The organism is Arcobacter roscoffensis, from assembly GCF_024267655.1.
GTDB lineage: Bacteria > Campylobacterota > Campylobacteria > Campylobacterales > Arcobacteraceae > Arcobacter_B > Arcobacter_B roscoffensis.
In genome coordinates, this window is the sequence record NZ_CP100595.1 from 3,090,055 (window position 1) to 3,115,839 (window position 25,785).

General features: G+C 33.8%; 18 protein-coding genes, 2 tRNA genes and 5 rRNA genes. 9 read left to right on the forward strand and 16 right to left on the reverse strand.

Annotated features, from left to right (window positions below):
- Positions 1–138: 138 nt before the first annotated feature.
- The 7 genes from NJU99_RS14560 to NJU99_RS14590 form a co-directional block, all read right to left on the reverse strand.
- Positions 139–3,053, reverse strand: a 23S ribosomal RNA gene (locus NJU99_RS14560).
- 338 nt (positions 3,054–3,391) lie between these two features.
- Positions 3,392–4,908, reverse strand: a 16S ribosomal RNA gene (locus NJU99_RS14565).
- Between the two features lie 853 nt (positions 4,909–5,761).
- A 5S ribosomal RNA gene (gene rrf / locus NJU99_RS14570) occupies positions 5,762–5,877 on the reverse strand.
- Positions 5,878–6,026: 149 nt separating this feature from the next.
- Positions 6,027–8,941: ribosomal RNA gene (locus tag NJU99_RS14575) — 23S ribosomal RNA — on the reverse strand.
- A gap of 282 nt (positions 8,942–9,223) precedes the next feature.
- Positions 9,224–9,299: transfer RNA gene (locus NJU99_RS14580), tRNA-Ala, on the reverse strand.
- Positions 9,300–9,341: 42 nt separating this feature from the next.
- Positions 9,342–9,418: transfer RNA gene (locus tag NJU99_RS14585), tRNA-Ile, on the reverse strand.
- Between the two features lie 119 nt (positions 9,419–9,537).
- A 16S ribosomal RNA gene (locus tag NJU99_RS14590) occupies positions 9,538–11,054 on the reverse strand.
- The 16S, 23S and 5S rRNA genes sit together here with 2 tRNA genes alongside, the layout of an rRNA operon.
- A 501-nt stretch (positions 11,055–11,555) precedes the next feature.
- Between NJU99_RS14590 and NJU99_RS14595 the strand changes: the two genes are divergently transcribed.
- Both NJU99_RS14595 and NJU99_RS14600 read left to right on the forward strand, forming a co-directional pair.
- The gene (locus tag NJU99_RS14595; protein ID WP_254576633.1) at positions 11,556–12,254 is read left to right on the forward strand and encodes a Bax inhibitor-1/YccA family protein; all 699 of its coding nucleotides are present in this window, start codon (positions 11,556–11,558) and stop codon (positions 12,252–12,254) included.
- Between the two features lie 48 nt (positions 12,255–12,302).
- On the forward strand, positions 12,303–12,707 hold the full coding sequence (locus tag NJU99_RS14600) for a thiamine-phosphate pyrophosphorylase (protein WP_254578108.1): 405 nt from the start codon (positions 12,303–12,305) through the stop codon (positions 12,705–12,707).
- On the opposite strand, the gene NJU99_RS14605 is transcribed toward NJU99_RS14600, so the two are convergent.
- Positions 12,659–13,354: a methyltransferase gene (locus tag NJU99_RS14605; protein WP_254576634.1), complete on the reverse strand. Its 696-nt coding sequence runs from the start codon at positions 13,352–13,354 to the stop codon at positions 12,659–12,661. The two genes, NJU99_RS14600 and NJU99_RS14605, sit on opposite strands and share 49 nt — an antisense overlap.
- 72 nt (positions 13,355–13,426) lie before the next feature.
- Here NJU99_RS14605 and secG point away from each other — a divergent pair, with 72 nt between their 5' ends.
- Genes secG through NJU99_RS14635 form a run of 6 tightly spaced genes read left to right on the forward strand, consistent with a single transcriptional unit; the run spans position 13,427 to position 17,476 of the window.
- On the forward strand, positions 13,427–13,777 hold the full coding sequence (gene secG, locus NJU99_RS14610; protein WP_254576635.1) for a preprotein translocase subunit SecG: 351 nt from the start codon (positions 13,427–13,429) through the stop codon (positions 13,775–13,777).
- A gap of 19 nt (positions 13,778–13,796) precedes the next feature.
- Positions 13,797–14,738 carry a polysaccharide deacetylase family protein gene (locus NJU99_RS14615; protein WP_254576636.1) on the forward strand — a complete coding sequence of 314 codons (942 nt, stop codon included), beginning with the start codon at positions 13,797–13,799 and terminating at the stop codon, positions 14,736–14,738.
- Positions 14,739–14,748: 10 nt separating this feature from the next.
- A complete protein-coding gene (gene frr, locus NJU99_RS14620) occupies positions 14,749–15,306 on the forward strand; it encodes a ribosome recycling factor (protein ID WP_254576637.1) in 558 nt (185 codons plus the stop codon).
- A gap of 4 nt (positions 15,307–15,310) precedes the next feature.
- Positions 15,311–15,910, forward strand: coding sequence for an orotate phosphoribosyltransferase (gene pyrE / locus NJU99_RS14625; RefSeq protein WP_254576638.1), 600 nt, complete (start codon positions 15,311–15,313; stop codon positions 15,908–15,910).
- Positions 15,910–16,389 carry an RDD family protein gene (locus tag NJU99_RS14630; RefSeq protein WP_254576639.1) on the forward strand — a complete coding sequence of 160 codons (480 nt, stop codon included), beginning with the start codon at positions 15,910–15,912 and terminating at the stop codon, positions 16,387–16,389. The genes pyrE and NJU99_RS14630 overlap by 1 nt, the downstream gene beginning before the upstream one ends.
- A gap of 1 nt (position 16,390) precedes the next feature.
- Entirely contained in the window at positions 16,391–17,476 is a 1,086-nt protein-coding gene (locus NJU99_RS14635; RefSeq protein ID WP_254578109.1) for an MFS transporter, read from the forward strand.
- Positions 17,477–17,483: 7 nt separating this feature from the next.
- Here the strand turns inward: NJU99_RS14635 and NJU99_RS14640 are convergent, their stop codons facing one another.
- The 7 genes from NJU99_RS14640 to NJU99_RS14670 all read right to left on the reverse strand — a co-directional run bounded on the left by NJU99_RS14640 (position 17,484) and on the right by NJU99_RS14670 (position 24,497).
- A complete protein-coding gene (locus NJU99_RS14640) occupies positions 17,484–18,740 on the reverse strand; it encodes a response regulator (RefSeq protein WP_254576640.1) in 1,257 nt (418 codons plus the stop codon).
- 75 nt (positions 18,741–18,815) lie between these two features.
- Entirely contained in the window at positions 18,816–21,272 is a 2,457-nt protein-coding gene (locus tag NJU99_RS14645; protein ID WP_254576641.1) for a PAS domain S-box protein, read from the reverse strand.
- A 3-nt stretch (positions 21,273–21,275) separates the two neighbouring features.
- Positions 21,276–22,061, reverse strand: coding sequence for an ABC transporter substrate-binding protein (locus tag NJU99_RS14650; RefSeq protein ID WP_254576642.1), 786 nt, complete (start codon positions 22,059–22,061; stop codon positions 21,276–21,278).
- A 108-nt stretch (positions 22,062–22,169) separates the two neighbouring features.
- Positions 22,170–22,910, reverse strand: coding sequence for a YaaA family protein (locus tag NJU99_RS14655; protein WP_254576643.1), 741 nt, complete (start codon positions 22,908–22,910; stop codon positions 22,170–22,172).
- Positions 22,907–23,530, reverse strand: a complete 624-nt coding sequence (locus NJU99_RS14660; RefSeq protein WP_254576644.1) for a small multi-drug export protein — start codon at positions 23,528–23,530, stop codon at positions 22,907–22,909. Before NJU99_RS14660 ends, NJU99_RS14655 begins: the two co-directional genes overlap by 4 nt.
- Positions 23,531–23,595: 65 nt before the next feature.
- Positions 23,596–24,006 (reverse strand): YchJ family protein, encoded by a 411-nt coding sequence (locus NJU99_RS14665; protein WP_254576645.1) that lies wholly within the window; start codon positions 24,004–24,006, stop codon positions 23,596–23,598.
- 71 nt (positions 24,007–24,077) lie between these two features.
- The gene (locus tag NJU99_RS14670) at positions 24,078–24,497 is read right to left on the reverse strand and encodes a ComEA family DNA-binding protein (RefSeq protein ID WP_346731811.1); all 420 of its coding nucleotides are present in this window, start codon (positions 24,495–24,497) and stop codon (positions 24,078–24,080) included.
- A gap of 142 nt (positions 24,498–24,639) precedes the next feature.
- Between NJU99_RS14670 and NJU99_RS14675 the strand changes: the two genes are divergently transcribed.
- The gene (locus NJU99_RS14675; RefSeq protein WP_254576646.1) at positions 24,640–25,065 is read left to right on the forward strand and encodes a hypothetical protein; all 426 of its coding nucleotides are present in this window, start codon (positions 24,640–24,642) and stop codon (positions 25,063–25,065) included.
- 3 nt (positions 25,066–25,068) lie between these two features.
- Here NJU99_RS14675 and NJU99_RS14680 read toward each other — a convergent pair whose 3' ends face one another.
- Positions 25,069–25,716 (reverse strand): Crp/Fnr family transcriptional regulator, encoded by a 648-nt coding sequence (locus NJU99_RS14680; RefSeq protein WP_254576647.1) that lies wholly within the window; start codon positions 25,714–25,716, stop codon positions 25,069–25,071.
- Positions 25,717–25,785 lie beyond the last annotated feature (69 nt).

Consider the following 25,785-nt stretch of genomic DNA (forward strand, 5'->3'; position numbering starts at 1 on the left):
AAAAAGTTCTAAATAAACTCTTTATACTCACATTAGGTAATGAGTGTAAAGATAATGTTAAAGTCTTAATGAATGAAACAATTCACACATTTATCAAGTATGCATATACTTAATAAGATAGTAAACCAAGAAATATATTAAAAAAAGCCAAACGATCTATTAGTACTAGTCAGCTAAACGTCTTACAACGCTTACACACCTAGCCTATCAACCAGCTAGTCTTGCTGGGATCTTCAGGGAAAGTTCATCTTGAAGTTGGCTTCGAGCTTAGATGCTTTCAGCTCTTATCACATCCGTACATAGCTACCCAACGATGCCCTTGGCAGAACAATTGGTACACTAGTGGTACGTTCATCCCGGTCCTCTCGTACTAGGGACAAATCTCCTCAACTTTCCTACGCCCACGGAAGATAGGGACCGAACTGTCTCACGACGTTCTGAACCCAGCTCGCGTACCGCTTTAAATGGCGAACAGCCATACCCTTGGGACCTGCTCCAGCCCCAGGATGCGATGAGCCGACATCGAGGTGCCAAACCTCCCCGTCGATGTGAGCTCTTGGGGGAGATCAGCCTGTTATCCCCGGCGTACCTTTTATCCTTTGAGCGATGGCCCTTCCACACAGAACCACCGGATCACTATGACCGACTTTCGTCTCTGTTCGACTTGTATGTCTCACAGTCAAGCTAGTTTATGCCATTATACTCAACTGGCGATTTCCATCCGCCATGAACTAACCTTTGTAAGCCTCCGTTACTTTTTAGGAGGCGACCGCCCCAGTCAAACTACCCACCAGACATTGTCCTAGTAGAGGATAACTCTACGTAGTTAGTAACTCAAATATTCAAGGGTGGTATCTCAAGGATGGCTCATCATATACTGGCGTCTATGAATCAAAGCCTCCCACCTATCCTGCACAAGAATATCCAAGCTACAGTGTCAAGCTGTAGTAAAGGTGCACGGGGTCTTTCCGTCTTTCCGCGGGTAGGAGGAATTTTCACCTCCACTACAATTTCACTGGATCCCTGGTTGAGACAGCTCCCATCTCGTTACGCCATTCATGCAGGTCGGTATTTAACCGACAAGGAATTTCGCTACCTTAGGACCGTTATAGTTACGGCCGCCGTTTACTCGGGCTTCGATCAAATGCTTCGATAAATCTAACATCATCAATTAACCTTCGAGCACCGGGCAGGCGTCACACCTTATACATCCACTTACGTGTTAGCAAAGTGCTGTGTTTTTGGTAAACAGTCGGGAGGGACTCTTTGTTGCAACCTCTTTAGCTTTCGAGAGTAAATCTCTATACCAAAGTAGGCACACCTTATACCGAAGATACGGTGCTAGTTTGCAGAGTTCCTTAACCAGGGTTCTTCCACGCGCCTTAGAATACTCATCCCACCCACCTGTGTCGGTTTACGGTACGGGCAACAAATAATATACTTAGTGGCTTTTCTTGGCACGACAGTATCATCGATTCTCTATCTCCTCCGAAGAGTGTCAAGAGCCTGTAAGATCTCGGCCTAATGTAACCCGGATTTGCCTAAGTTACAGCCTACGTCCTTCGACCCACTATTCCATCAGTGAGCTCGATTAACTCTATGCGTCCCCACATCGCGCTTATTTGTTGGTATTGAAATATTAATCAATTTGCCATCGTCTACCCCTCTCGGACTCGACTTAGGTCCCGACTAACCCTACGATGACGAGCATCGCGTAGGAAACCTTGGGTTTTCGGCGAAGAGGATTCTCACCTCTTTTATCGCTACTCATGCCTGCATGCTCACTTCTATCCGCTCCAGCGCTCCTTGCCGGTACACCTTCAACGCTGAATAGAACGCTCTCCTACCACTCAGATAAATCTGAGTCTAAAGCTTCGGTGCATATCTTAGCCCCGTTATATTTTCCGCGCAGAATCACTAGACCAGTGAGCTGTTACGCTTTCTTTAAAGGATGGCTGCTTCTAAGCCAACCTCCTGGTTGTCACAGTAACTCCACATCGTTTTCCACTTAGATATGACTTTGGGACCTTAGCTGTTAGTCTGGGTTGTTCCCCTCTCGACATAGGATTTTATCACCCTACGCCTGACTCCTGTGATTACACATATAGTATTCATAGTTTGATAGGGTTTGGTACCGCGGTAAGCAGCCCTAGCCCATTCAGTGCTCTACCCCTATATGCTACTACACAAGGCTATACCTAAATATATTTCGGAGAGAACCAGCTATCACGAAGTTTGATTGGCCTTTCACCCCTATCCACAAGTCATCCGAGGACTTTTCAACGCCCACCGGTTCGGTCCTCCACTGGCTCTTACACCAGCTTCAACCTGCTCATGGATAGATCACTTCGTTTCGGGTCTGCAGCATCTGACTAATTCGCCCTATTAAGACTCGCTTTCGCTACGGCTTCGTACTTGACTTAACCTTGCCAGACACCACAACTCGCAGGCTCATTATGCAAAAGGCAGTCCGTCACCCTGATAAATCATAGGGCTCCGAATGATTGTAAGCTAATGGTTTCAGGTTCTATTTCACTCTCCTCACTGGAGTACTTTTCACCTTTCCCTCACGGTACTTGTTCACTATCGATCTGTAAGTAGTATTTAGGATTAGAGGGTGGTCCCCCTAGATTCAGTCAAAATATCACGTGTTCCGACCTACTCAGGATACCAATAAAGTCATTGAAGATTTTAAGTACAGGAGTATCACCTTCTATGCTATAGCTTTCCAACTATTTCCTCTATCTTCTTTGATCTTATATCTTGGTCCTACAACCCCCTATGCAAGCATAGGGTTTGTCCTAATCCGCGTTCGCTCGCCGCTACTAACGGAATCTCATTTGATTTCTCTTCCTCCGGTTACTGAGATGTTTCACTTCACCGGGTTCGCCCACTTTGCAGTGTAATATATATCTCTATATACTGGGTTGTCCCATTCGGAAATCTACGGATCAAAACTTCTTGACAGTTCCCCGTAGCTTATCGCAGTCTAGTACGTCCTTCATCGCCTCTTACAGTCTAGGCATCCACCATTAGCCCTTAATAGCTTATTTTTTATGTTGATAAAGTAATTTACATTACTTCACCGTTTGAATAATTATTCCTTGGCTACTATCTTATTAAATATATTACTATATTCAATAAAAAAGTTGTGTTTTAAAAATTGTTTCTTATTTTAGTTCATATTTAAACTTTCATTTAAATATTCGCTAGAAAAATTTTAAGACTTTAACATTATGTTTTTAAATATCATATCCTTTATTATCAAATAAAGAATGTTTAAAGATTATAAATAATCTTTATAAACCGAATATAGAAAAGGTCGATATTCCCTTTTTTTACTAACTTTGTTAGTTTCTGAGATAAGAATCGAATCTTATCTCTTTCTCTGAAAGGAGGTGATCCAACCGCAGGTTCTCCTACGGTTACCTTGTTACGACTTCACCCCAGTTACTGAATCCACTGTGGAGGGTAGCTACTTTAGCATTCCCGCTTCGAATGAGTTCAATTCCCATGGTGTGACGGGCGGTGAGTACAAGACCCGGGAACGTATTCACCGTAGCATTGCTGATCTACGATTACTAGCGATTCCAACTTCAAGTAGTCGAGTTGCAGACTACTATCCGAACTGGGAGATATTTTTGAGATTTGCTCCACGTCACCGTATCGCTGCTCTTTGTATACCCCATTGTAGCACGTGTGTAGCCCTGGACGTAAGGGCCATGATGACTTGACGTCGTCCTCACCTTCCTCCTGGTTACCCAGGCAGTCTCGTTAGAGTTCTCAGCCGAACTGTTAGCAACTAACGACGAGGGTTGCGCTCGTTGCGGGACTTAACCCAACATCTCACGACACGAGCTGACGACAGCCGTGCAGCACCTGTATATAAGCTTCTGCAAGCAGACACCTCATAATCTCTTATAAGTTCTTACTATGTCAAGTCCAGGTAAGGTTCTTCGCGTATCGTCGAATTAAACCACATGCTCCACCGCTTGTGCGGGTCCCCGTCTATTCCTTTGAGTTTTAATCTTGCGACCGTACTCCCCAGGCGGTACACTTAATGTGTTTACTGCATTACTGCAAGGTCTAGCCTCACAACAACTAGTGTACATCGTTTAGGGCGTGGACTACCAGGGTATCTAATCCTGTTTGCTCCCCACGCTTTCGCGTCTCAGCGTCAATAATGTTCCAGTAGATCGCCTTCGCAATCGGTATTCCTTCTGATCTCTACGGATTTTACCCCTACACCAGAAATTCCATCTACCTCTCCCATATTCTAGGTTAACAGTTTTCAAAGCAGTTCTATGGTTGAGCCATAGGATTTCACTTCAAACTTATTAACCCGCCTACACGCTCTTTACGCCCAGTGATTCCGAGTAACGCTTGCGCCCTCCGTATTACCGCGGCTGCTGGCACGGAGTTAGCCGGCGCTTATTCATATAGTACCGTCATTATCTTCCTATATAAAAGGAGTTTACGCACCGAAATGTGTCATCCTCCACGCGGCGTTGCTGCATCAGGGTTTCCCCCATTGTGCAATATTCCCCACTGCTGCCTCCCGTAGGAGTCTGGACCGTGTCTCAGTTCCAGTGTGACTGATCATCCTCTCAAACCAGTTAGGCGTCATTGTCTTGGTGAGCCATTACCTCACCAACTAACTGATACCGTACAGGCCGATCCTAGAGCTATAAATATTTCCCTTGCAGACTTTTGTCTTAAAGGCATATAGAGTCTTAGCATTCGTTTCCAAATGTTATCCTCTTCTCTAGGGCACATTACCTATATATTACTCACCCGTGCGCCACTTAGCTGACAGTTATAGCAAGCTATAACCCGTTCTCGTTCGACTTGCATGTGTTAAGCACGCCGCCAGCGTTCACTCTGAGCCAGGATCAAACTCTCCATAAATGAAGTATTTGAAACTGACAATTTTTGTATTAAATTACAAAATTATCACTCAAAATGCTTTTTACTTTCGTAAAAAACTTAAATAGACAAGAATTGTATTTCTTGTTTTTTATATCGTTTATTCTATATTCGGTTTATAAAAATTACTTCTTATTAACCTTCTGTTTTTAAAGATCATAATCTCTTTTAGAACTTCTTGTCGTTCCTCTGAAATTGGATGGGAATTATAGACAAATATCTCTCGCTTGTCAAGCGATTTTTCTAAATTAAAGCTTAAATTTTACAAATTGTCATTTAATTTAACTATTATTATTAAAGTAATGCATAAACACAATATATATATTGTTTATTAAAATAAATTTAAATTGTTTCTGTTTTATATTTTGAATTATTCTTTAATTTCTTTATAAAAAAAGGCAATTTTTTTACTTTGTTTGTGTTTATTTTTGATTTTTTGAGAATAAGATAGTGATTTCTTTAGAAAATCATAGAAAAGAATTTTCAAATTTGTATTTTTCTCTTTTAATTTATCTATCAAAGTAAAAAACTACTCATTTTTTATTAAAAAAATCTAAGTATTTTTATAAATTTATTCATTGAAAGTAGATAAAAATCTATAAATACTATGTATTTTTAAATAGACTTTCTAGATTTTACATAAGAGAGAAGAGTTCTTAGAGCAATGGCACAGTTGCATGTAAAGTAAATAAGAAAGTAATAGGAAGAAGAATAAAAGAATATGTAAAATAAAAATAGAAGAATGGGGGCTAAAAAATTCAGCTAAAAAAAAGCTTCTATCTAAAGGAACTTTAGAGAAGTTCAAATAGATAAAAGCTTAATAAATATACTCAAGAGCTGGCAGCGGCCTACGTTTCCACAAGTGAAACCTGCAGTATTATCAGCGATGAAGTGCTTGACTTCCAGGTTCGGAATGGGGCTGGGTATTTCCACTTCTCTGTAACCACCAGCAATATGAGTATAAAAAGTTCTAAATAAACTCTTTATACTCACATTAGGTAATGAGTGTAAAGATAATGTTAAAGTCTTAATGAATGAAACAATTCACACATTTATCAAGTATGCATATACTTAATAAGATAGTAAACCAAGAAATATATTAAAAAAAGCCAAACGATCTATTAGTACTAGTCAGCTAAACGTCTTACAACGCTTACACACCTAGCCTATCAACCAGCTAGTCTTGCTGGGATCTTCAGGGAAAGTTCATCTTGAAGTTGGCTTCGAGCTTAGATGCTTTCAGCTCTTATCACATCCGTACATAGCTACCCAACGATGCCCTTGGCAGAACAATTGGTACACTAGTGGTACGTTCATCCCGGTCCTCTCGTACTAGGGACAAATCTCCTCAACTTTCCTACGCCCACGGAAGATAGGGACCGAACTGTCTCACGACGTTCTGAACCCAGCTCGCGTACCGCTTTAAATGGCGAACAGCCATACCCTTGGGACCTGCTCCAGCCCCAGGATGCGATGAGCCGACATCGAGGTGCCAAACCTCCCCGTCGATGTGAGCTCTTGGGGGAGATCAGCCTGTTATCCCCGGCGTACCTTTTATCCTTTGAGCGATGGCCCTTCCACACAGAACCACCGGATCACTATGACCGACTTTCGTCTCTGTTCGACTTGTATGTCTCACAGTCAAGCTAGTTTATGCCATTATACTCAACTGGCGATTTCCATCCGCCATGAACTAACCTTTGTAAGCCTCCGTTACTTTTTAGGAGGCGACCGCCCCAGTCAAACTACCCACCAGACATTGTCCTAGTAGAGGATAACTCTACGTAGTTAGTAACTCAAATATTCAAGGGTGGTATCTCAAGGATGGCTCATCATATACTGGCGTCTATGAATCAAAGCCTCCCACCTATCCTGCACAAGAATATCCAAGCTACAGTGTCAAGCTGTAGTAAAGGTGCACGGGGTCTTTCCGTCTTTCCGCGGGTAGGAGGAATTTTCACCTCCACTACAATTTCACTGGATCCCTGGTTGAGACAGCTCCCATCTCGTTACGCCATTCATGCAGGTCGGTATTTAACCGACAAGGAATTTCGCTACCTTAGGACCGTTATAGTTACGGCCGCCGTTTACTCGGGCTTCGATCAAATGCTTCGATAAATCTAACATCATCAATTAACCTTCGAGCACCGGGCAGGCGTCACACCTTATACATCCACTTACGTGTTAGCAAAGTGCTGTGTTTTTGGTAAACAGTCGGGAGGGACTCTTTGTTGCAACCTCTTTAGCTTTCGAGAGTAAATCTCTATACCAAAGTAGGCACACCTTATACCGAAGATACGGTGCTAGTTTGCAGAGTTCCTTAACCAGGGTTCTTCCACGCGCCTTAGAATACTCATCCCACCCACCTGTGTCGGTTTACGGTACGGGCAACAAATAATATACTTAGTGGCTTTTCTTGGCACGACAGTATCATCGATTCTCTATCTCCTCCGAAGAGTGTCAAGAGCCTGTAAGATCTCGGCCTAATGTAACCCGGATTTGCCTAAGTTACAGCCTACGTCCTTCGACCCACTATTCCATCAGTGAGCTCGATTAACTCTATGCGTCCCCACATCGCGCTTATTTGTTGGTATTGAAATATTAATCAATTTGCCATCGTCTACCCCTCTCGGACTCGACTTAGGTCCCGACTAACCCTACGATGACGAGCATCGCGTAGGAAACCTTGGGTTTTCGGCGAAGAGGATTCTCACCTCTTTTATCGCTACTCATGCCTGCATGCTCACTTCTATCCGCTCCAGCGCTCCTTGCCGGTACACCTTCAACGCTGAATAGAACGCTCTCCTACCACTCAGATAAATCTGAGTCTAAAGCTTCGGTGCATATCTTAGCCCCGTTATATTTTCCGCGCAGAATCACTAGACCAGTGAGCTGTTACGCTTTCTTTAAAGGATGGCTGCTTCTAAGCCAACCTCCTGGTTGTCACAGTAACTCCACATCGTTTTCCACTTAGATATGACTTTGGGACCTTAGCTGTTAGTCTGGGTTGTTCCCCTCTCGACATAGGATTTTATCACCCTACGCCTGACTCCTGTGATTACACATATAGTATTCATAGTTTGATAGGGTTTGGTACCGCGGTAAGCAGCCCTAGCCCATTCAGTGCTCTACCCCTATATGCTACTACACAAGGCTATACCTAAATATATTTCGGAGAGAACCAGCTATCACGAAGTTTGATTGGCCTTTCACCCCTATCCACAAGTCATCCGAGGACTTTTCAACGCCCACCGGTTCGGTCCTCCACTGGCTCTTACACCAGCTTCAACCTGCTCATGGATAGATCACTTCGTTTCGGGTCTGCAGCATCTGACTAATTCGCCCTATTAAGACTCGCTTTCGCTACGGCTTCGTACTTGACTTAACCTTGCCAGACACCACAACTCGCAGGCTCATTATGCAAAAGGCAGTCCGTCACCCTGATAAATCATAGGGCTCCGAATGATTGTAAGCTAATGGTTTCAGGTTCTATTTCACTCTCCTCACTGGAGTACTTTTCACCTTTCCCTCACGGTACTTGTTCACTATCGATCTGTAAGTAGTATTTAGGATTAGAGGGTGGTCCCCCTAGATTCAGTCAAAATATCACGTGTTCCGACCTACTCAGGATACCAATAAAGTCATTGAAGATTTTAAGTACAGGAGTATCACCTTCTATGCTATAGCTTTCCAACTATTTCCTCTATCTTCTTTGATCTTATATCTTGGTCCTACAACCCCCTATGCAAGCATAGGGTTTGTCCTAATCCGCGTTCGCTCGCCGCTACTAACGGAATCTCATTTGATTTCTCTTCCTCCGGTTACTGAGATGTTTCACTTCACCGGGTTCGCCCACTTTGCAGTGTAATATATATCTCTATATACTGGGTTGTCCCATTCGGAAATCTACGGATCAAAACTTCTTGACAGTTCCCCGTAGCTTATCGCAGTCTAGTACGTCCTTCATCGCCTCTTACAGTCTAGGCATCCACCATTAGCCCTTAATAGCTTATTTTTTATGTTGATAAAGTAATTTACATTACTTCACCGTTTGAATAATTATTCCTTGGCTACTATCTTATTAAATATATTACTATATTCAATAAAAAAGTTGTGTTTTAAAAATTGTTTCTTATTTTAGTTCATATTTAAACTTTCATTTAAATATTCGCTAGAAAAATTTTAAGACTTTAACATTATGTTTTTAAATATCATATCCTTTATTTCTAAAGAACATTTTGGTTATTAAAACCAAATATAAATTCAATTCTTATTGAACTTATATTTAGTTTTCAAATGGTGGAGAATAGCGGGATCGAACCGCTGACCTCCTGCGTGCAAGGCAGGCGCTCTCCCAGCTGAGCTAATTCCCCATCTGTTTTAATCTTTAAAAGTTAATTTCAAATAGATATAAATGGTGGGCCTACCAGGACTTGAACCTGGGACCTCACGATTATCAGTCGAGCGCTCTAGCCAGCTGAGCTATAGGCCCATTATTACCTATCTTTTAAAGTAATCTTTATAAACCGAATATAGAAAAGGTCGATATTCCCTTTTTTTACTAACTTTGTTAGTTTCTGAGATAAGAATCGAATCTTATCTCTTTCTCTGAAAGGAGGTGATCCAACCGCAGGTTCTCCTACGGTTACCTTGTTACGACTTCACCCCAGTTACTGAATCCACTGTGGAGGGTAGCTACTTTAGCATTCCCGCTTCGAATGAGTTCAATTCCCATGGTGTGACGGGCGGTGAGTACAAGACCCGGGAACGTATTCACCGTAGCATTGCTGATCTACGATTACTAGCGATTCCAACTTCAAGTAGTCGAGTTGCAGACTACTATCCGAACTGGGAGATATTTTTGAGATTTGCTCCACGTCACCGTATCGCTGCTCTTTGTATACCCCATTGTAGCACGTGTGTAGCCCTGGACGTAAGGGCCATGATGACTTGACGTCGTCCTCACCTTCCTCCTGGTTACCCAGGCAGTCTCGTTAGAGTTCTCAGCCGAACTGTTAGCAACTAACGACGAGGGTTGCGCTCGTTGCGGGACTTAACCCAACATCTCACGACACGAGCTGACGACAGCCGTGCAGCACCTGTATATAAGCTTCTGCAAGCAGACACCTCATAATCTCTTATAAGTTCTTACTATGTCAAGTCCAGGTAAGGTTCTTCGCGTATCGTCGAATTAAACCACATGCTCCACCGCTTGTGCGGGTCCCCGTCTATTCCTTTGAGTTTTAATCTTGCGACCGTACTCCCCAGGCGGTACACTTAATGTGTTTACTGCATTACTGCAAGGTCTAGCCTCACAACAACTAGTGTACATCGTTTAGGGCGTGGACTACCAGGGTATCTAATCCTGTTTGCTCCCCACGCTTTCGCGTCTCAGCGTCAATAATGTTCCAGTAGATCGCCTTCGCAATCGGTATTCCTTCTGATCTCTACGGATTTTACCCCTACACCAGAAATTCCATCTACCTCTCCCATATTCTAGGTTAACAGTTTTCAAAGCAGTTCTATGGTTGAGCCATAGGATTTCACTTCAAACTTATTAACCCGCCTACACGCTCTTTACGCCCAGTGATTCCGAGTAACGCTTGCGCCCTCCGTATTACCGCGGCTGCTGGCACGGAGTTAGCCGGCGCTTATTCATATAGTACCGTCATTATCTTCCTATATAAAAGGAGTTTACGCACCGAAATGTGTCATCCTCCACGCGGCGTTGCTGCATCAGGGTTTCCCCCATTGTGCAATATTCCCCACTGCTGCCTCCCGTAGGAGTCTGGACCGTGTCTCAGTTCCAGTGTGACTGATCATCCTCTCAAACCAGTTAGGCGTCATTGTCTTGGTGAGCCATTACCTCACCAACTAACTGATACCGTACAGGCCGATCCTAGAGCTATAAATATTTCCCTTGCAGACTTTTGTCTTAAAGGCATATAGAGTCTTAGCATTCGTTTCCAAATGTTATCCTCTTCTCTAGGGCACATTACCTATATATTACTCACCCGTGCGCCACTTAGCTGACAGTTATAGCAAGCTATAACCCGTTCTCGTTCGACTTGCATGTGTTAAGCACGCCGCCAGCGTTCACTCTGAGCCAGGATCAAACTCTCCATAAATGAAGTATTTGAAACTGACAATTTTTGTATTAAATTACAAAATTATCACTCAAAATGCTTTTTACTTTCGTAAAAAACTTAAATAGACAAGAATTGTATTTCTTGTTTTTTATATCGTTTATTCTATATTCGGTTTATAAAAATTACTTCTTATTAACCTTCTGTTTTTAAAGATCATAATCTCTTTTAGAACTTCTTGTCGTTCCTCTGAAATTGGATGGGAATTATAGACAAATATCTCTCGCTTGTCAAGCGATTTTTCTAAATTAAAGCTTAAATTTTGGAATTTGTGGGTTTTTGTATTGAAAACTCTATATTTTATTACTTTTTACTAGCTTTTATGCAATCTGCTTTCTTTTTGTCTAAAATTTATGCATTTTTATTAATTTTCTATTTACTTTTTTATCCTAATATATAAGTAATTTAATATTAATGTAAATATTAAAGATGTAATTAAACAGTAAGATACTAAAATTACACAAAAAAATATAAAGGATTAATATGTATAATAGAGATTATCTATCAAACGAAAGCTCTCATCATACACAAGAATCATCACAAGCGCAGCTGATGAGTTTCTTAAAAGCTACATACCAGTTATTTGCAGGTTCTATGTTAGCTGCAACAGCTGGTGCATATATAGGTTTAGGAATTGTTCATTTGTTAATGGGTCCTGTTAAATGGGTTTTATTCGCAGTTGAACTAGCATTAATTTTCTTTGTTATTCCAAAAACTAAACATATTCCAGGTGTTAACTTAGCCGTATTATTTGGATTTACTTTTATTTCTGGTTTAACAATTGCTCCATTATTAGCATCAATTATGAATATGCCTGGTGGTGCTTCTATTGTAGGTCAAGCATTTTTAATGACTTCTGTTGCATTTGGTGGAATTTCTATGTTCGCTATGACAACTAAAAGAGATTTCTCTTCTATGGGTAAATTCTTAATGATTGCATTAATTATTGCTATTGTTGGTGCTATAGCTAATATTTTTATTGGTTCACCGATTTTACAACTATTTATCTCTGGTGGTATTGCTTTATTAATGTGTGCGTTTATTTTATATGACACACAGAACATTATTAAAGGTTTATATGACTCTCCAGTTGAAGCTGCTTTATCTTTATACCTAAGTTTCTTTAACTTATTTGTATCTTTATTACAAATTTTAGGAATTATGAATAGTAGTGATGACTAAAAACTAACTCCTTTGGAGTTAGTTTCATCTTTATTAAAACTTTTTAATATGAACTCAAATAAACTAAGACTAATCGATGCTAATCTAAATAGACTACGTGAAGGTATTCGTGTGGTTGAAGATATCTTCAGATATATTTATAATGACAAAGATACTGCTATTAAACTTAAAACTCTAAGACATTTAGCTAGAACAGATAATTATACAGAACTATTAGAAACAAGAGATGTAAAAAATGATGTTCTTAGATCCTCTATTAAAAGTGAACAAAATAGAGATGATTTATATTCAATACTAATAGCTAATTTTAAAAGAGCTCAAGAGAGTTCTCGTGTCCTTGAAGAGTTTACTAAACTAACATCTATAGATGATAGTGAGAATTTTAAATATATAAGATATGAACTTTATAATTTAGAAACTGTTTTAACAAAGATTACTTCAAATTCTAAATAGTTTAATTTATACTCTTTATAAAGTTTTTTTGCTGTTTTGAAATCCATATTAGAACTTCCTCCACTAACTCCTGATTTCTTTATATAATCAAATAAATCTTTTTTATTATCAAATTCTAATTTATACATTATTGTTTCAAATTCACATTGGAAGTATTTAGAAAATGCTTTTTTTATTGAGCTTTCATCTAAAATCGGTGATTTTGTAGCTGATATTTCTTGAATTGATTTAAAAGTATTTGATGTAAATAATACTGCATTAATTTCATTTGTAATAAGAGATAGATGTTTTACAATTTTTGATAAGTCTTTTGACCATTGTAAAGCAGATGAAGATAAAACTACATCATAAGTATCATTTTTTATTTCTTCTAAAAACTCTTTTGTATCAAAATCATAACATTTTACTTCAATATTATTAGCCTTTGGATGAAGCTGACACATAGATGAAGAAAAATCGATTGCTTTATAAAAATCAATATCCCATGTAATTTGTGAATAAACTTGACCTGAACCACAACCTAATTCTAGTATTTTTTTAGGTTTTGTTTTAAGTTCTCTGATTAGTGATTTTGCACAGATTTGCTGGATGATATTGTGAGATTGATACTCTTTTGCGTATTTGGAAAATTCATTTTTAATTGACATAAGGGTCATTTTAACTAGTATTTAATAAATTTTAGATAAAATATATCCCATTTTTCAAAAAGGAAATAGATTATGACATCTACACTTCTAATAGTTCAGTTAGTTTTAGCAATTTTAATCACAATTGTAATTTTACTTCAAAAAAGTTCAAGTATAGGTCTTGGAGCTTACAGTGGAAGTAATGAATCATTATTTGGAGCTAAAGGACCTGCTAATTTCTTATCAAAAGCTACTATGGCCTTAGGTCTAGCATTTGTAATTAATACAGTAGTTTTAGGTTACCTATATAATGAGCAAAGAAATCAAAGTGCGATTGATTCAGTTAAAACTGATACATTAATCCCTGCGACACCAATTGAAAAGACTGAACAAGCTGCACCAGCAGCACCAGGTTCTGCACCAGTAGTTCCTTCAAACAACTAATACAAAGAACAGTAGAATTATGAAGTATCTACTACTTCTTTGTATTTCTTATTTTTATCTTAGTGCAAATGCACATGTATTTGTTTATCATAGATTTGGAGATGATAGACATCAAAGTACAAACACTACACTAAAAGAGTTAGAAAAAGAGTTTCAATACTTTAAAGATCATGGGTACAAAGTTGTACCTATGATGGATATTGTAAATAAACTTAAAAACAATCAAGAAATTCCTGATAATTGGGTGGCTTTTAATATTGATGACTCATACAAAAGTTTTTACGAAAATGGATTACCTCTTTTTAAAAAATATAACTATCCTTTTACTCTTTTTGTTTATGTTGAAGCAACACAAAAAAAATATGGTGATTTTATGAATTGGGAGCAAATAAAAGATGCTTCTAAATATGGTGAAATAGCTTTACATTCATATGCCCATAAACATCTTACAAAACAAAATAGTAAAGATATTTATGAAGATACAAAACTATCTTATGAAATCTTTGAAGAAAAAATGGGATTTAAACCAAAAGGTTATGTATATCCTTATGGAGAGTATGACCAAAGAGTAAAAGATGTAATCAAGCAATTTGATTTTGAATATATAGCAAACCAAAGCTCAGGTAGTGTAAATAAAAAAAGTGATAGATTTGATATAAATAGAGTTGCACTAGTAGGAGAGGTAAATCTAAAAGAGAAACTTCGATACAAAACACTAGATGCAACTTGGATTGAGCCAAAAGTAACTCCTAAAGATGGAATACTAAAAAGAATAAAAGTAAAAGTTAATCCAAATATAAAAAATATAAAATTATATCTTTCTGGTTATGGATGGCAGGATATAAAAGTAAAAAATGGTATAATAGACGTCATTTTAAATAAGAAGCTAAAGTTTTCTCGTAATCGAGTAGCCATTAGCCCTAACTACTATACAATTTCAAGTAAATTACTAATTAAATAAAGGAGACTAAATGTTAGAAGAGATTTATGCTGAAACAACTGAGCATATGGAAAAGTCAATTGAGGCTTTAAAAAGAGATTACAAAACATTAAGAACAGGAAAAGTAAATACTGCTATTTTAGATGGTATTTCTATTGATTATTATGGAACACCAACTCCATTAAACCAAATTGGTTCAGTAACTGCTACAGACGCAACTACTATTGTAGTTAATCCATGGGAAAAAAACCTTTTAAGTGATGTTGAAAAAGCTATTCAAAATGCTAATATTGGTGTAAACCCAAATAATGATGGTGATCTAATCAAATTATTCTTCCCTCCTATGACTGTTGAGCAAAGACAAGAAACTGCTAAGCAAGCTAAAGGTATGACTGATAATGCAAAAGTTGCAATTAGAAATATTAGAAAAAACTCTAATGACAAAGTAAAAGTTTTACATAAAGACAAAGAAGTAACTGATGATGAGAGCAAAAAAGCTCAAGAAGAAATCCAAAAAATTACTGATTCTTTCGTAACTAAAGCTGATGAAACTTTAAAAACAAAAGAACAAGAAATTTTAACGGTATAATTTGATGAATGTAGAACAAATTTATAAAGATGCTGATGCATTATTAGAAGGTCATTTTAAATTAAGTAGCGGTAATTATTCTAATTTTTATTTACAATCTGCGAAAGTTTTAGAAGATCCTAAAACTGCAAAACTTTTAGCTGAGGCTTTAGCTGAACAAATAAAAACTGCTGGTATTAAAGTTGATGCTGTTTGTTCACCTGCTCTTGGTGGATTAGTTGCTGGTTTTGCACTTGCAACTGCTTTAGATGTAAGATTTATTTTTGCAGAAAGAGTTGATGGGCAAATGACTATTAGAAGAGGTTTTGAAGTACAAGAAGGTGAAAACTATATCATTTGTGAAGATATTATTACAACTGGTGGTTCTGCACTTGAAGCCGCAAAACAAGTAGAAAATGCTGGTGGAAATATCACGGCATATGCTGCTTTAGCAAATAGAGGCTTTTGTAGTAGAGAAGGAAGTGATTTAGACAGACAAGACAACTGTAAACTTCCTTTAGATAAACCACTTTTTGCACTTGATGACTTTACATTTAAAATGTATACTCCTGATGAGTGTGATTTCAAAGATATTGCTTATAAACCAGGTAGTAGAGGTAACTAATGGCAAAATGGAGAGATGTAAAACAAAATAAAGTTAAACAAAAAACTAACTCTATTAATAATCAAGAAAAAGTAACTACTTCTTCTTGTGCATCTCTTGGCTTGCGACTAAAAGCCTTTTTAACAGACTCATTTTTAATTACCACTCCTATTACTTATATAGTAATGTATTTAGTTTTAGGTGGGGGAGATGAGTTTTCACATAATAGAGCTTTTGGATGGACTTTGATTTTAGGTGTTAGTGCTACCATAATCACATTTTTTTGGTATGTGAAATTTCAAACACCTGGAATGAAAGCCTATGGAGTCAAAATTGTAAATGAAGACAAGCAAAGAATAACTTTTATTCAAGCTGTCATTCGATATTTGGCAACATTAATCTCAATGGTATCTATATTTTTAATGTTCATGCCATTTCTTCATAAAGAAAAGAAAACTTTCCAAGACTTAATTTCTAAGACTATTATCATTGACGAGTAGAATTCAATTTTTCAACCTTTCTGCTTTTTACTTTTTTTACTTTGCAGCTGTTGGAGTATATATAATATTCCTACCAAAAGTTCTACATGATATAGGTTATACTGCTTTTGAAATTGGTATAATTTTTGCCCTTGCTCCATTAATGAGGTTTGCTACTCCCTTTTTATTTTTAAAACATATAAAACTTGATCAAAAAGTATTTAAAACAGCTTTATTTATGTCCATTGCAAGCTCTATTATGTTTTATTTTACATTAGAAAATTTTTATGCATTTATGATTAATAATGCTATTCTTGGGGTATGTTTATCTTTGATTCTTCCTTTTTTAGAAGTATCAGCAGTAAAGAACCTAGGAAAAGAAAAATATGGAAAGTCAAGACTATTTGGTTCTATTGGTTTTATGATTATATCACTTGTTTTAGCTAAGTTTTTAACACAAGCACATATTGCACTTCACTATTATTTAGCAACAAATATATTAACTGTAATCTTTGCTTTACTACTTATGCGAAGTGATGTTGAACATAAAGCACAAAAGATTAGTGAAGAGTTTTCATTTTTAAAATACTGGCCTTTTTGGATAAGTCTATTTTTTATGCAAATGAGTTTTGGAGGCTTTTATAACTTCTTTACAATTTATGAAACAGAACATGGAATAAGTTTAGAAATGACATCATACCTTTGGTCTTTTGGTGTTATTTGTGAAATACTAATGCTTTATTTTCAAGCTCCACTTTTGAAGAATAATCTACTTAATATCATAAAATTTTGTGTTGCAATCACAGTTATTAGATGGTTAATGCTTTATTCATATCCTGATTCATTAACTATAACTTTTATTTCACAAAGTATTCATGCCTTTTCTTTTGGGCTTTATCATAGTGCTGTAATTATTTATCTTTACTCTTTATATGAAGATAAAAAGCTAGCTCAACAGTTTATGTATGGGGTAGCATATGGACTTGGAGGCTTTATAGGAGCAATTATTGCAGGATGGGTTTATGGTGAATATCTATTTATTTTTAGTGCACTTTTTGCACTTATTTCTTTTGGAAGTTTATTTGCAATAAAAAAAAGAGTAAATTAACTCTTTTTTAATTCACTTCACCTAGCTCTTTTTCTTTAAAGTTTATTACATCTTTTAAATCTTCAATATATTTATTCTTTTGAGTCAGTCTTTGCTCTAAATCAATTAAGACTTTTTTCTTCATTTCTATTTCTTTTTTCAAAATTTTATTCTCTTCTTGTAATTTTGTATTTTCATTTTTTAAATTTATTGCGATTACTGAAGCTTTTTTAACTTTAGTATTTGCTGTAGTTGTGATATTTGAATTTTTGTCTTTTAAGTTTTTTAGTTCGTCTTCATAATAATTTAACTGTATATTTTGAGAATCGCACTTTTGTTTTAAATCAAATATATCTTTATTTAAAGAACTTAAATCTATATTTGTATATGTGGTTAACTGCTCTTCTAAAAGCTTTATTCTTTTTTGACTACTTAAATGTTGTTTTTTTGTTTCTTGAATATTTTGAAGAACTTTCTTTTTAAACTCTCTTTTTTCTAACTCATCATTTGTAGTTAAAAATCTAATCCCTACATACTCTATAATTTCATCTCCAAAATCATCAAAAATTGGAATAATTGTTGCATTTACATAATAAGCACTTCCATCTTTCGCTCTGTTTTTAACTTTTCCTTGCCAAGTTTCACCACTTTTTATTGTTTTCCATAAATTTTCAAAAGCAGCCTTTGGCATATCAGGATGCCTTACAATATTATGAGGTTTTCCATATAACTCATCTATTGAGTATTGAGCCATTTTACAAAAAATATCATTTGCAAATTTAATTTTTCCTTTAGTATCTGTCTTTGATACTATTGCAACATTGTCAATTGCATTTAGATATTTTTCTAACTCTTTTTTCTGTTTAATAATAGTGTCTTGCTGATGAAAAGAGTGAGAAGCTTTATATATTTTATCTATTAAGTTTCTAATATCTATTGGTTTTAAAATATACTCTGTTGCATTATGAGTTATAGCTTCAAGCAAATACTTCTCTTCTGTAAAAGCTGTAGTAAAAATAAAGGGTAAATCTTCATTTTTTGTTCTGATTTCTTTTAGTAATTCTATTCCATTAAGTTTAGGCATATTAATGTCACTTATGATGACATCAACCCTTTGCTTTTTTTCGACTAAGCTATCATAAATTTCAATAGCTTCTTGTCCATTTTTGGCAGTGTAAAGCTCTTTAAAAAGGTCTTTTATAGCTTCACTTGTATATTCTCTAACTGAAGTATCATCTTCCACATAAATCACTGTTAATAACTTAAAAAAATCAACTCTTTTCATTAGCTACTCCTTATGCATTGATAAATATTAGCGATAAAGAGTATTATAAAAGTATCATTTTATAATAAAAAAAATTTAATTCTTCATAGGAATACTTATTTCAAAACAAGCTCCAAAATAGTTTTTACCCTCATACTCAATTTGAGTGTTATAACATTTTATTTTACCATTCATATGTTTTACTATTATTTCTTGAGACATATAAAGTCCTATTCCTGTACCTTGGGATTGGTGTTTTGTAGTAAAGTAAGGTTCAAAAATTCTATCAATAATCTCTTCTTTTATTCCTCCACCATTATCAGTGATTTTAATATTTGCTATTGAGTTGTCTTCTTTTACTTCTATTAATAATATTTTATTTTCTATTTTTTTATTTTCTAAAGCATCTTTTGCATTGTTAAAGACATTTAAAAAAACTTGAACTAATTCATTTTCTATACCATATAAACTAACATTCTCAATATCTTTATGAATATTTATCTCTCTGTTTTTAAATTTTGAACTAATTAATTTTAAACTTTTATCAAAGGTATTTATTATATTAAATAAGGATTTAGGTTTGTCAGTTCTTAAGAAATCTCTAAAGTCTTCAATTGTTTCTGATAAATATTGAGAAGATTCATTGATTTTTTCAAGTTCTAAAAACTCTTCTTTTTCATCATAGATACCTAACTCTTTTTTAAACTTAATTCCTGTAGCAATAGTTGAAATAACAGATAAAGGTTGCCTCCACTGATGGGCAATATTTTCTATCATCTCTCCCATAGCTGCCATTTTAGATTGTTGATGAAGCAGTTGTTCTTGCTCTTTTAATCTCTCTTCTTGCTTTTTCTGATTAGTAGTATCTGAAAAAATTCCTATATAGTTTTTAACATTCTCTTCTTCATCATAAACTGCACTAATTGTAATATATTCATTGAAAACTTCACCATTTTTCTTTTTATTAATTAAATCACCTTCCCAAAATCCAAACTCATTTAATTCTTGCCACATTTTTGAATAAAACTCATTTGTATGTATACCTGATTGTAGAATATTAGGAGACTTCATATATACATCTTCTATTGAAAATCCTGTTGATTTTTCAAAAGCACTATTTACATTTATAATATTTGTATCTTTATTAGTAATCATGATTCCATCATGAGCATTTTGAAATACAATATATGCTTGTTTTAACTCTTCTTCCCTTTGTTTTCTTTGAGTAATATCTAAACCTAAAGCTACTAATTCTAACTCCCCATCAATATTTAAAGGTATTAAAGATAATTCAAGTACTCTCTTTTCACCCCTTGTATTTTTTAAAGTGATTTCATCTTGAAATACTTCTGCTTGTAAATCCATATTCAATATAATCTGTTTTAAATATTCACTTTGTTCTTTTTCCCAACATGAAAGTTCCCAAAACTTCTTAGTTAAGGCCTCTTTTAAATCTTCTTGTAAATACTCTAAGCCTTTATTATTAACTTGCGTTAAGTCTGCATTTCTTTTCATTATTGCAGCAAGAAAAATTGTTTGTTCAAATAGTGTTTGGAACTTTTTTTGCTCTTTGATTTGTTTTCTTTGAAATTTTAATTCTACTTCTTTTTCTAAATGATATTTAAAAATTAATGCTACAACTAAAATTGCAGATACAAGAACAAGTGATATTATTAAAATTGAAATATTAGAAGTTTTTTCTTCCCAATCTTTTAAAGACTCTTCTACATCAATTCTTATTGCAATATTTAAGGGAAATACATTTGTAAGTTTATATGATGTGATATATTCTTTTGTTTTAAAACTTTCAATTCCCCATGATTGTGAACTTTTTAAAGATTCATTATAAAGATTTCTTTTTTTTATTAATGTACCAGGGCTTATATTTTCATCAGAAGAAAAAAGTAAAAAGCCATCTATTCTATATAAATCAATATATGCAAAAGAGTTATCAAGGTTTTCAATATATCTATTTACAAAATATTCACTATTTATAGCTATAAGAATATAAAACTCTTTTTGTTCTAACTCAAAATATTTAAGTACAGGAATAAAAGATAAATCTTTTTTATCAATGCTATCCATATGTGTCACATTTGATGCGTCAATTAAATCTCTACCAATCCAAGGTAAACCAAATCTTAGAACAGATTGATTAAATAAAGGCTTTGGATAAAAATCGTTTATTTTTATATGTAGACCCTTATTTAGCTCATTTGAACTATATATAATATTTCTATTTGAGTCTAAAATATTAATTGATCTAACAAAAGGATTGTTATACAAAATTTTATTAAATCTACTATTTAAAGTAGAAAACTCTTCTTGAGTATTAATAACTGATATAAGATTTGAACTTAATAAATTTATATTATTAAAAGTTTGTGTCACTTGATCTGAAAGTGTATTTGCATGTAGTTTTGCAATTTCTAGGTGCGTTTTTATTGCTTCATCTTTTAATAAAGATAAAGAAGAAATAATAGCAGTAACTACTGTTACTACTATTATTAAAGAAAGAAAAAGTGTTTTTCCTAAAGAAGTAGTTTTATTCATAACTTATTGAAGTTTAGCAATAGGTCCTAATCCATTTTTTTTTGCTAAATCTAAAAGTCTTCCATCTTTTTTGATATCAGAAATAAACTGCTCAACTCTTTGGTAAAACTTATCATTTCCATAAGCCATAGCCCATGCATATGGTGTTTTGTGATAAGTTGAATCAGGAGTAATTAACCTAGCCCAGTTTGTTTGAGCAATCATTCTTTTTCCAAAAGGATAATCTGTCATAAAAACATCCGCTCGACCTGCTTTTACTTCTTGTTGTCGTGCTTTAAAACTATTTAATACAAGTAAATCTGCATTTTTTAGTTTCTTTTTCATTACAGGCTCATGATAAGTACCCTTTGCTACAGCTACAACAATCCCTTTTTTATCTATATCATCCCAAGAACTTACTCTTTTATTTGTTTTTGTAGTAATAGCATAAATATCACTAGACAAATGAGGAGTTGTAAATCTCATTTTTGCTCTTCTTGATTCAGTATTTCCAATAGCAAACATTGCAATATCACACTTATCATTTGTTACATCTTTTATTAATGTAGCAAATGAACTTTGCACATATTTTAGTTTTACATTTAAATCTTTAGCTAATTCTTTAGCTAAGTCACTATCAATTCCAACTAACTTTTGTGTTCTTGAATCTAAGTATGAAATACCATAATACTCTGGCCAAATACATACTTTAAGTTCATTACTTTTTTTAATAACATCAAGTTTACTCTCTTGTGCAAATAGCCCAATTACACAAAACAATAAAATACATAGCCCTCTTTTTAAGCCCATTCTACAGTCCTATTTTTAAAGTACATCATTATACAGACTATAAAATTAATACTATGTAAATATTATGTATCAAACATCAAAAATAATTATTTTTTACAACAAATAACATTAAGCTTCAATTTCCATGATTAAAAGTTTTATATTTTTCTTCTCTTGAATCTCTACTAATTTTAAACCTTCAATAGAACTTTCCATAAATTCTGATAAATTATTTATATTATTAACTGCTAAGTGCTTTAATAAAACACCTCGATAATGTTTCGCCCAGTGACTAACAACCTTTCCATCTTTTATAAATTTGAAAGTTAAAACATTTGCTTTTTTTACTTTATAAAACTTTTCATAATGCCCTGCTCTTAGATCAAGTACCTCTTCACCTATATAATCATCTAAAGCATCTGTAAAGTTCTCCAAATAAAACTTTTCAACAGCCAAATTAGGAAGTTTTGCACCTTGTTTATATTTGTAATCAGGGATTAAATCATTTGCTTTTATAGGACCAAAAAGATTTGAAAATAAAACCACATTTTCATCTATATACTCTTGAGCTTTTTTATCCAAACTTTCATACTCTATAGCATCAAAAGCAACACCATTGTATCTTTGGATTGCTTTCATAGTAGGCTTTTCTTTTAAGCTCTCTTTATATCTCTCTACCTCTTCAAGTTTTTTTAAACCAAACCATTTAGATAATTCTTCAATAGAAGACTCTTCAAGTAACTGTTCATAACTTTGAAAGATTTCATCTCTTTTTTCAAATAACTCTTTTAAAAAGAAGTTTCCTTTACAATAAGGCTTTTGTGTTCCACCTTGATTTTTTGTTTCTGCTGGGGCTAATAGAATTTTCATTTTTTCCCTTTATTAAATATTTCTTGAATTTTACCTAAAATCACTTTTTTAAACCTAAATATCAAAAGTGCACTAACACATACAAAAAGCAATAGCCACACTATTTGTGAATCAAAACTTATAAGTAAATGAATAATTTCTTGAAGAAAAATACCCCATAGTGTAATAGAAACTATAGTTGCAATAAAAACTGTAAATATAATAGTATAATGTTTCATACCTATTAAATAACCAATCATTGAACCAACAATAGGTCCTGTCATCCAAAAAGGAATAAACACAAAAATAAAAAGTCCAAATCTACCATACTTATCAAACTTTTCTTTATGTATAACTTTTTTTCTTTCAACTTGAGAAAAAAACTTTTCCAGACTTTGCACTTTTACAATCCCTTTTATACTTAATATAAATAAAGGATATAAAATAGTAACCATTATAAATTCAGTATAAATATTTGTGCTAATTACCCAAAAATGATTAAGCTCGGCTGCATAACCAAAAGATAAGGAAGGAACTCTACCTACTAAAAGATTTGAAAAAACCATTCCTGTAATTTTACTTGCAAGAAGTGGATTTATAAAGTATAAAACAATAATAAATACACCTAAAATAAAAATCAAAAAAAGACCTAGTAGAAAAATATTTCCCTCTTTGCCTTTAAATAGTTTTTCCAAAAGCTGTTTCATCAGCTTATTTGACCACTATGATATAACCACATACCATCAATTTTTTCAAATCTACTCTTTTCTATAAAAGAAGCATCTTGAGCATTTTGTTTAATTAGGGCATTAAAAGTTACAAAAGATACATTGATATCTTCTTTAAAATCTAAAATTGATAATCCTAAAAACTCACTATTTTGAGAAAACTCTTTTATTGAAGAAGCCCATGTTTGAGTATCTTTTGTATACTCTATATTTTCGGGATGCGTGGTTTTAATTATATATTTAGCATCACCTATAACATATGCACAATATCTTGACTTCATAAGTTCTAGAGCAGTTTTTGGTTTTGATCCATTGTGAAAGATTTTACAACATTTTTTATATTTTTTTGAAGAGCCACAAGGGCATAAACTATTTGCAGATATTTTCAAAGCAAACCTTTTAATATTTTTATAATTAAAAGATTTTAACATAAGCTAACTTAGTGGGTTTTCCCACTAAATTAGTTTTTGTTTACTTGTTTTTTAGCTTGATTAGCTTTATTTTGTGTTTTTTGTTTAAAGTTCTTGTTCATTTTTTCATTTTTACTTTTGAACTCTTTTTTAGAAGAAGCAGTTTTTTTAGCATTATTCATTTTTGCTTTACTTTTTTCTTGCATTTTAGCTTTTTGATTTTGCTTAACTTTTGAAACTTTTTTATTTCCTTTTACATTAGAAATAATTCCTGGACCAAAACCTTTGATGTTTTTAAGATCATCTACACTTTTAATCTTATTTGTTTTTCTATAATTAATGATTTGGTCAGCTTTTTTAGGACCAATCCCTTTTATAGACATTAATTCTTGCTTACTTGCTGTTTGTAAATTTAAAGCAGCAAATAAAAACGATGTACTTAACATCAGTAATACTAATAATTTTTTCATGTTAATCCTTTTTAAATAACTTATAAAATTATAACATACATTTAATAAATGTAATTTTAAATTATTTGTTTTTTATCTTTATATATGTTAATAAGCTTTTTTTTGTATAATAATCCAATAATTTTACAGGATAAGGAAGCACATGCCCTCACAATTTCCATTAGAACTAGTATCTAACTTTTTATCTGTTATCTTACTTTTAGGTTTATTTTATAAATACCTGCAATATAAGAAGAAACTTGATGTTATAAAAGGTTTAGACAAACTAAAAGATGAGAAAAAAGTAACAAGAGAAGATTATGAATTCATAAGAAACAATGAAAGAGAATATAAAGATAAGCTAGCTAAAACAGAAGCAAATATCAAAATAGCACAACCTGTTTTTATCATAATTGCAGGTATTTTGATACTTTCATTTGAATTTCAAGAAGCAATGATTCATTTAAATGTAGTTGTTGTTGCATTTATTTTTATGCAAGTTGATAAGATTCATAAAAGAAATATGTACTCTTTTCTAAATGAACTTAGAAAAGGAACAAAAGATCAAATAGAGCCACAAGAAGATTAGGCTCTATTTAGAAATAAACTCAGATAAACTCTTATAGTCTAAGATTTTGATATATCCCTTTTCATTTTGAATTATTCTATCTTTTTTAAGTTTTGATATTTTTCTTGAAAATGTTTCAGGAGTTATATTTAGAAGTTGAGCAATTTTGACTTGCTTTAGATTTTTTAATAAAGCTTCATTATCCAGGAAAAACTTAGCAATTTTCTCAATACTATTTGAACTTATATTATAAGAAATAAAACTCTCTAAAGCTTTTATTTTTTTAGTTAAGGATTTAATAAAAAACATTGAAATTTCAGGCTTCAATAAAAACTCTTCTTTAAATTTTTCATAATCTATTAATAAAACCTCTGCCTTTGTTTCAAAAGCACAGTTAGCAGGGAATCCTATCTCTTCATAGTTAGCAATCTCTGCTATTAGTGAGGGAGGCATTAAGTTATGAATTATAACCTCATTGTCTTTATGATCATGGGTGTATAGTTTTACTATTCCACTTAAAAGAACATGTAAATATCTTGGTTTATCACCTTTATAAAAAAGTATTTCATCTTTATTAAAAAACTTTTTTATCGAAATCTCTTTTAAGCGTTCAAGCTCTTTTTCTTTTAAGAAGTTAAAAAGATAAAAATCTTCAAACTCATTTTTATGCATATTATCTCTTTTTATTGATATTTATCAATGAATATTTTTAAATTTTATATAATAATTATATTAGGTTCT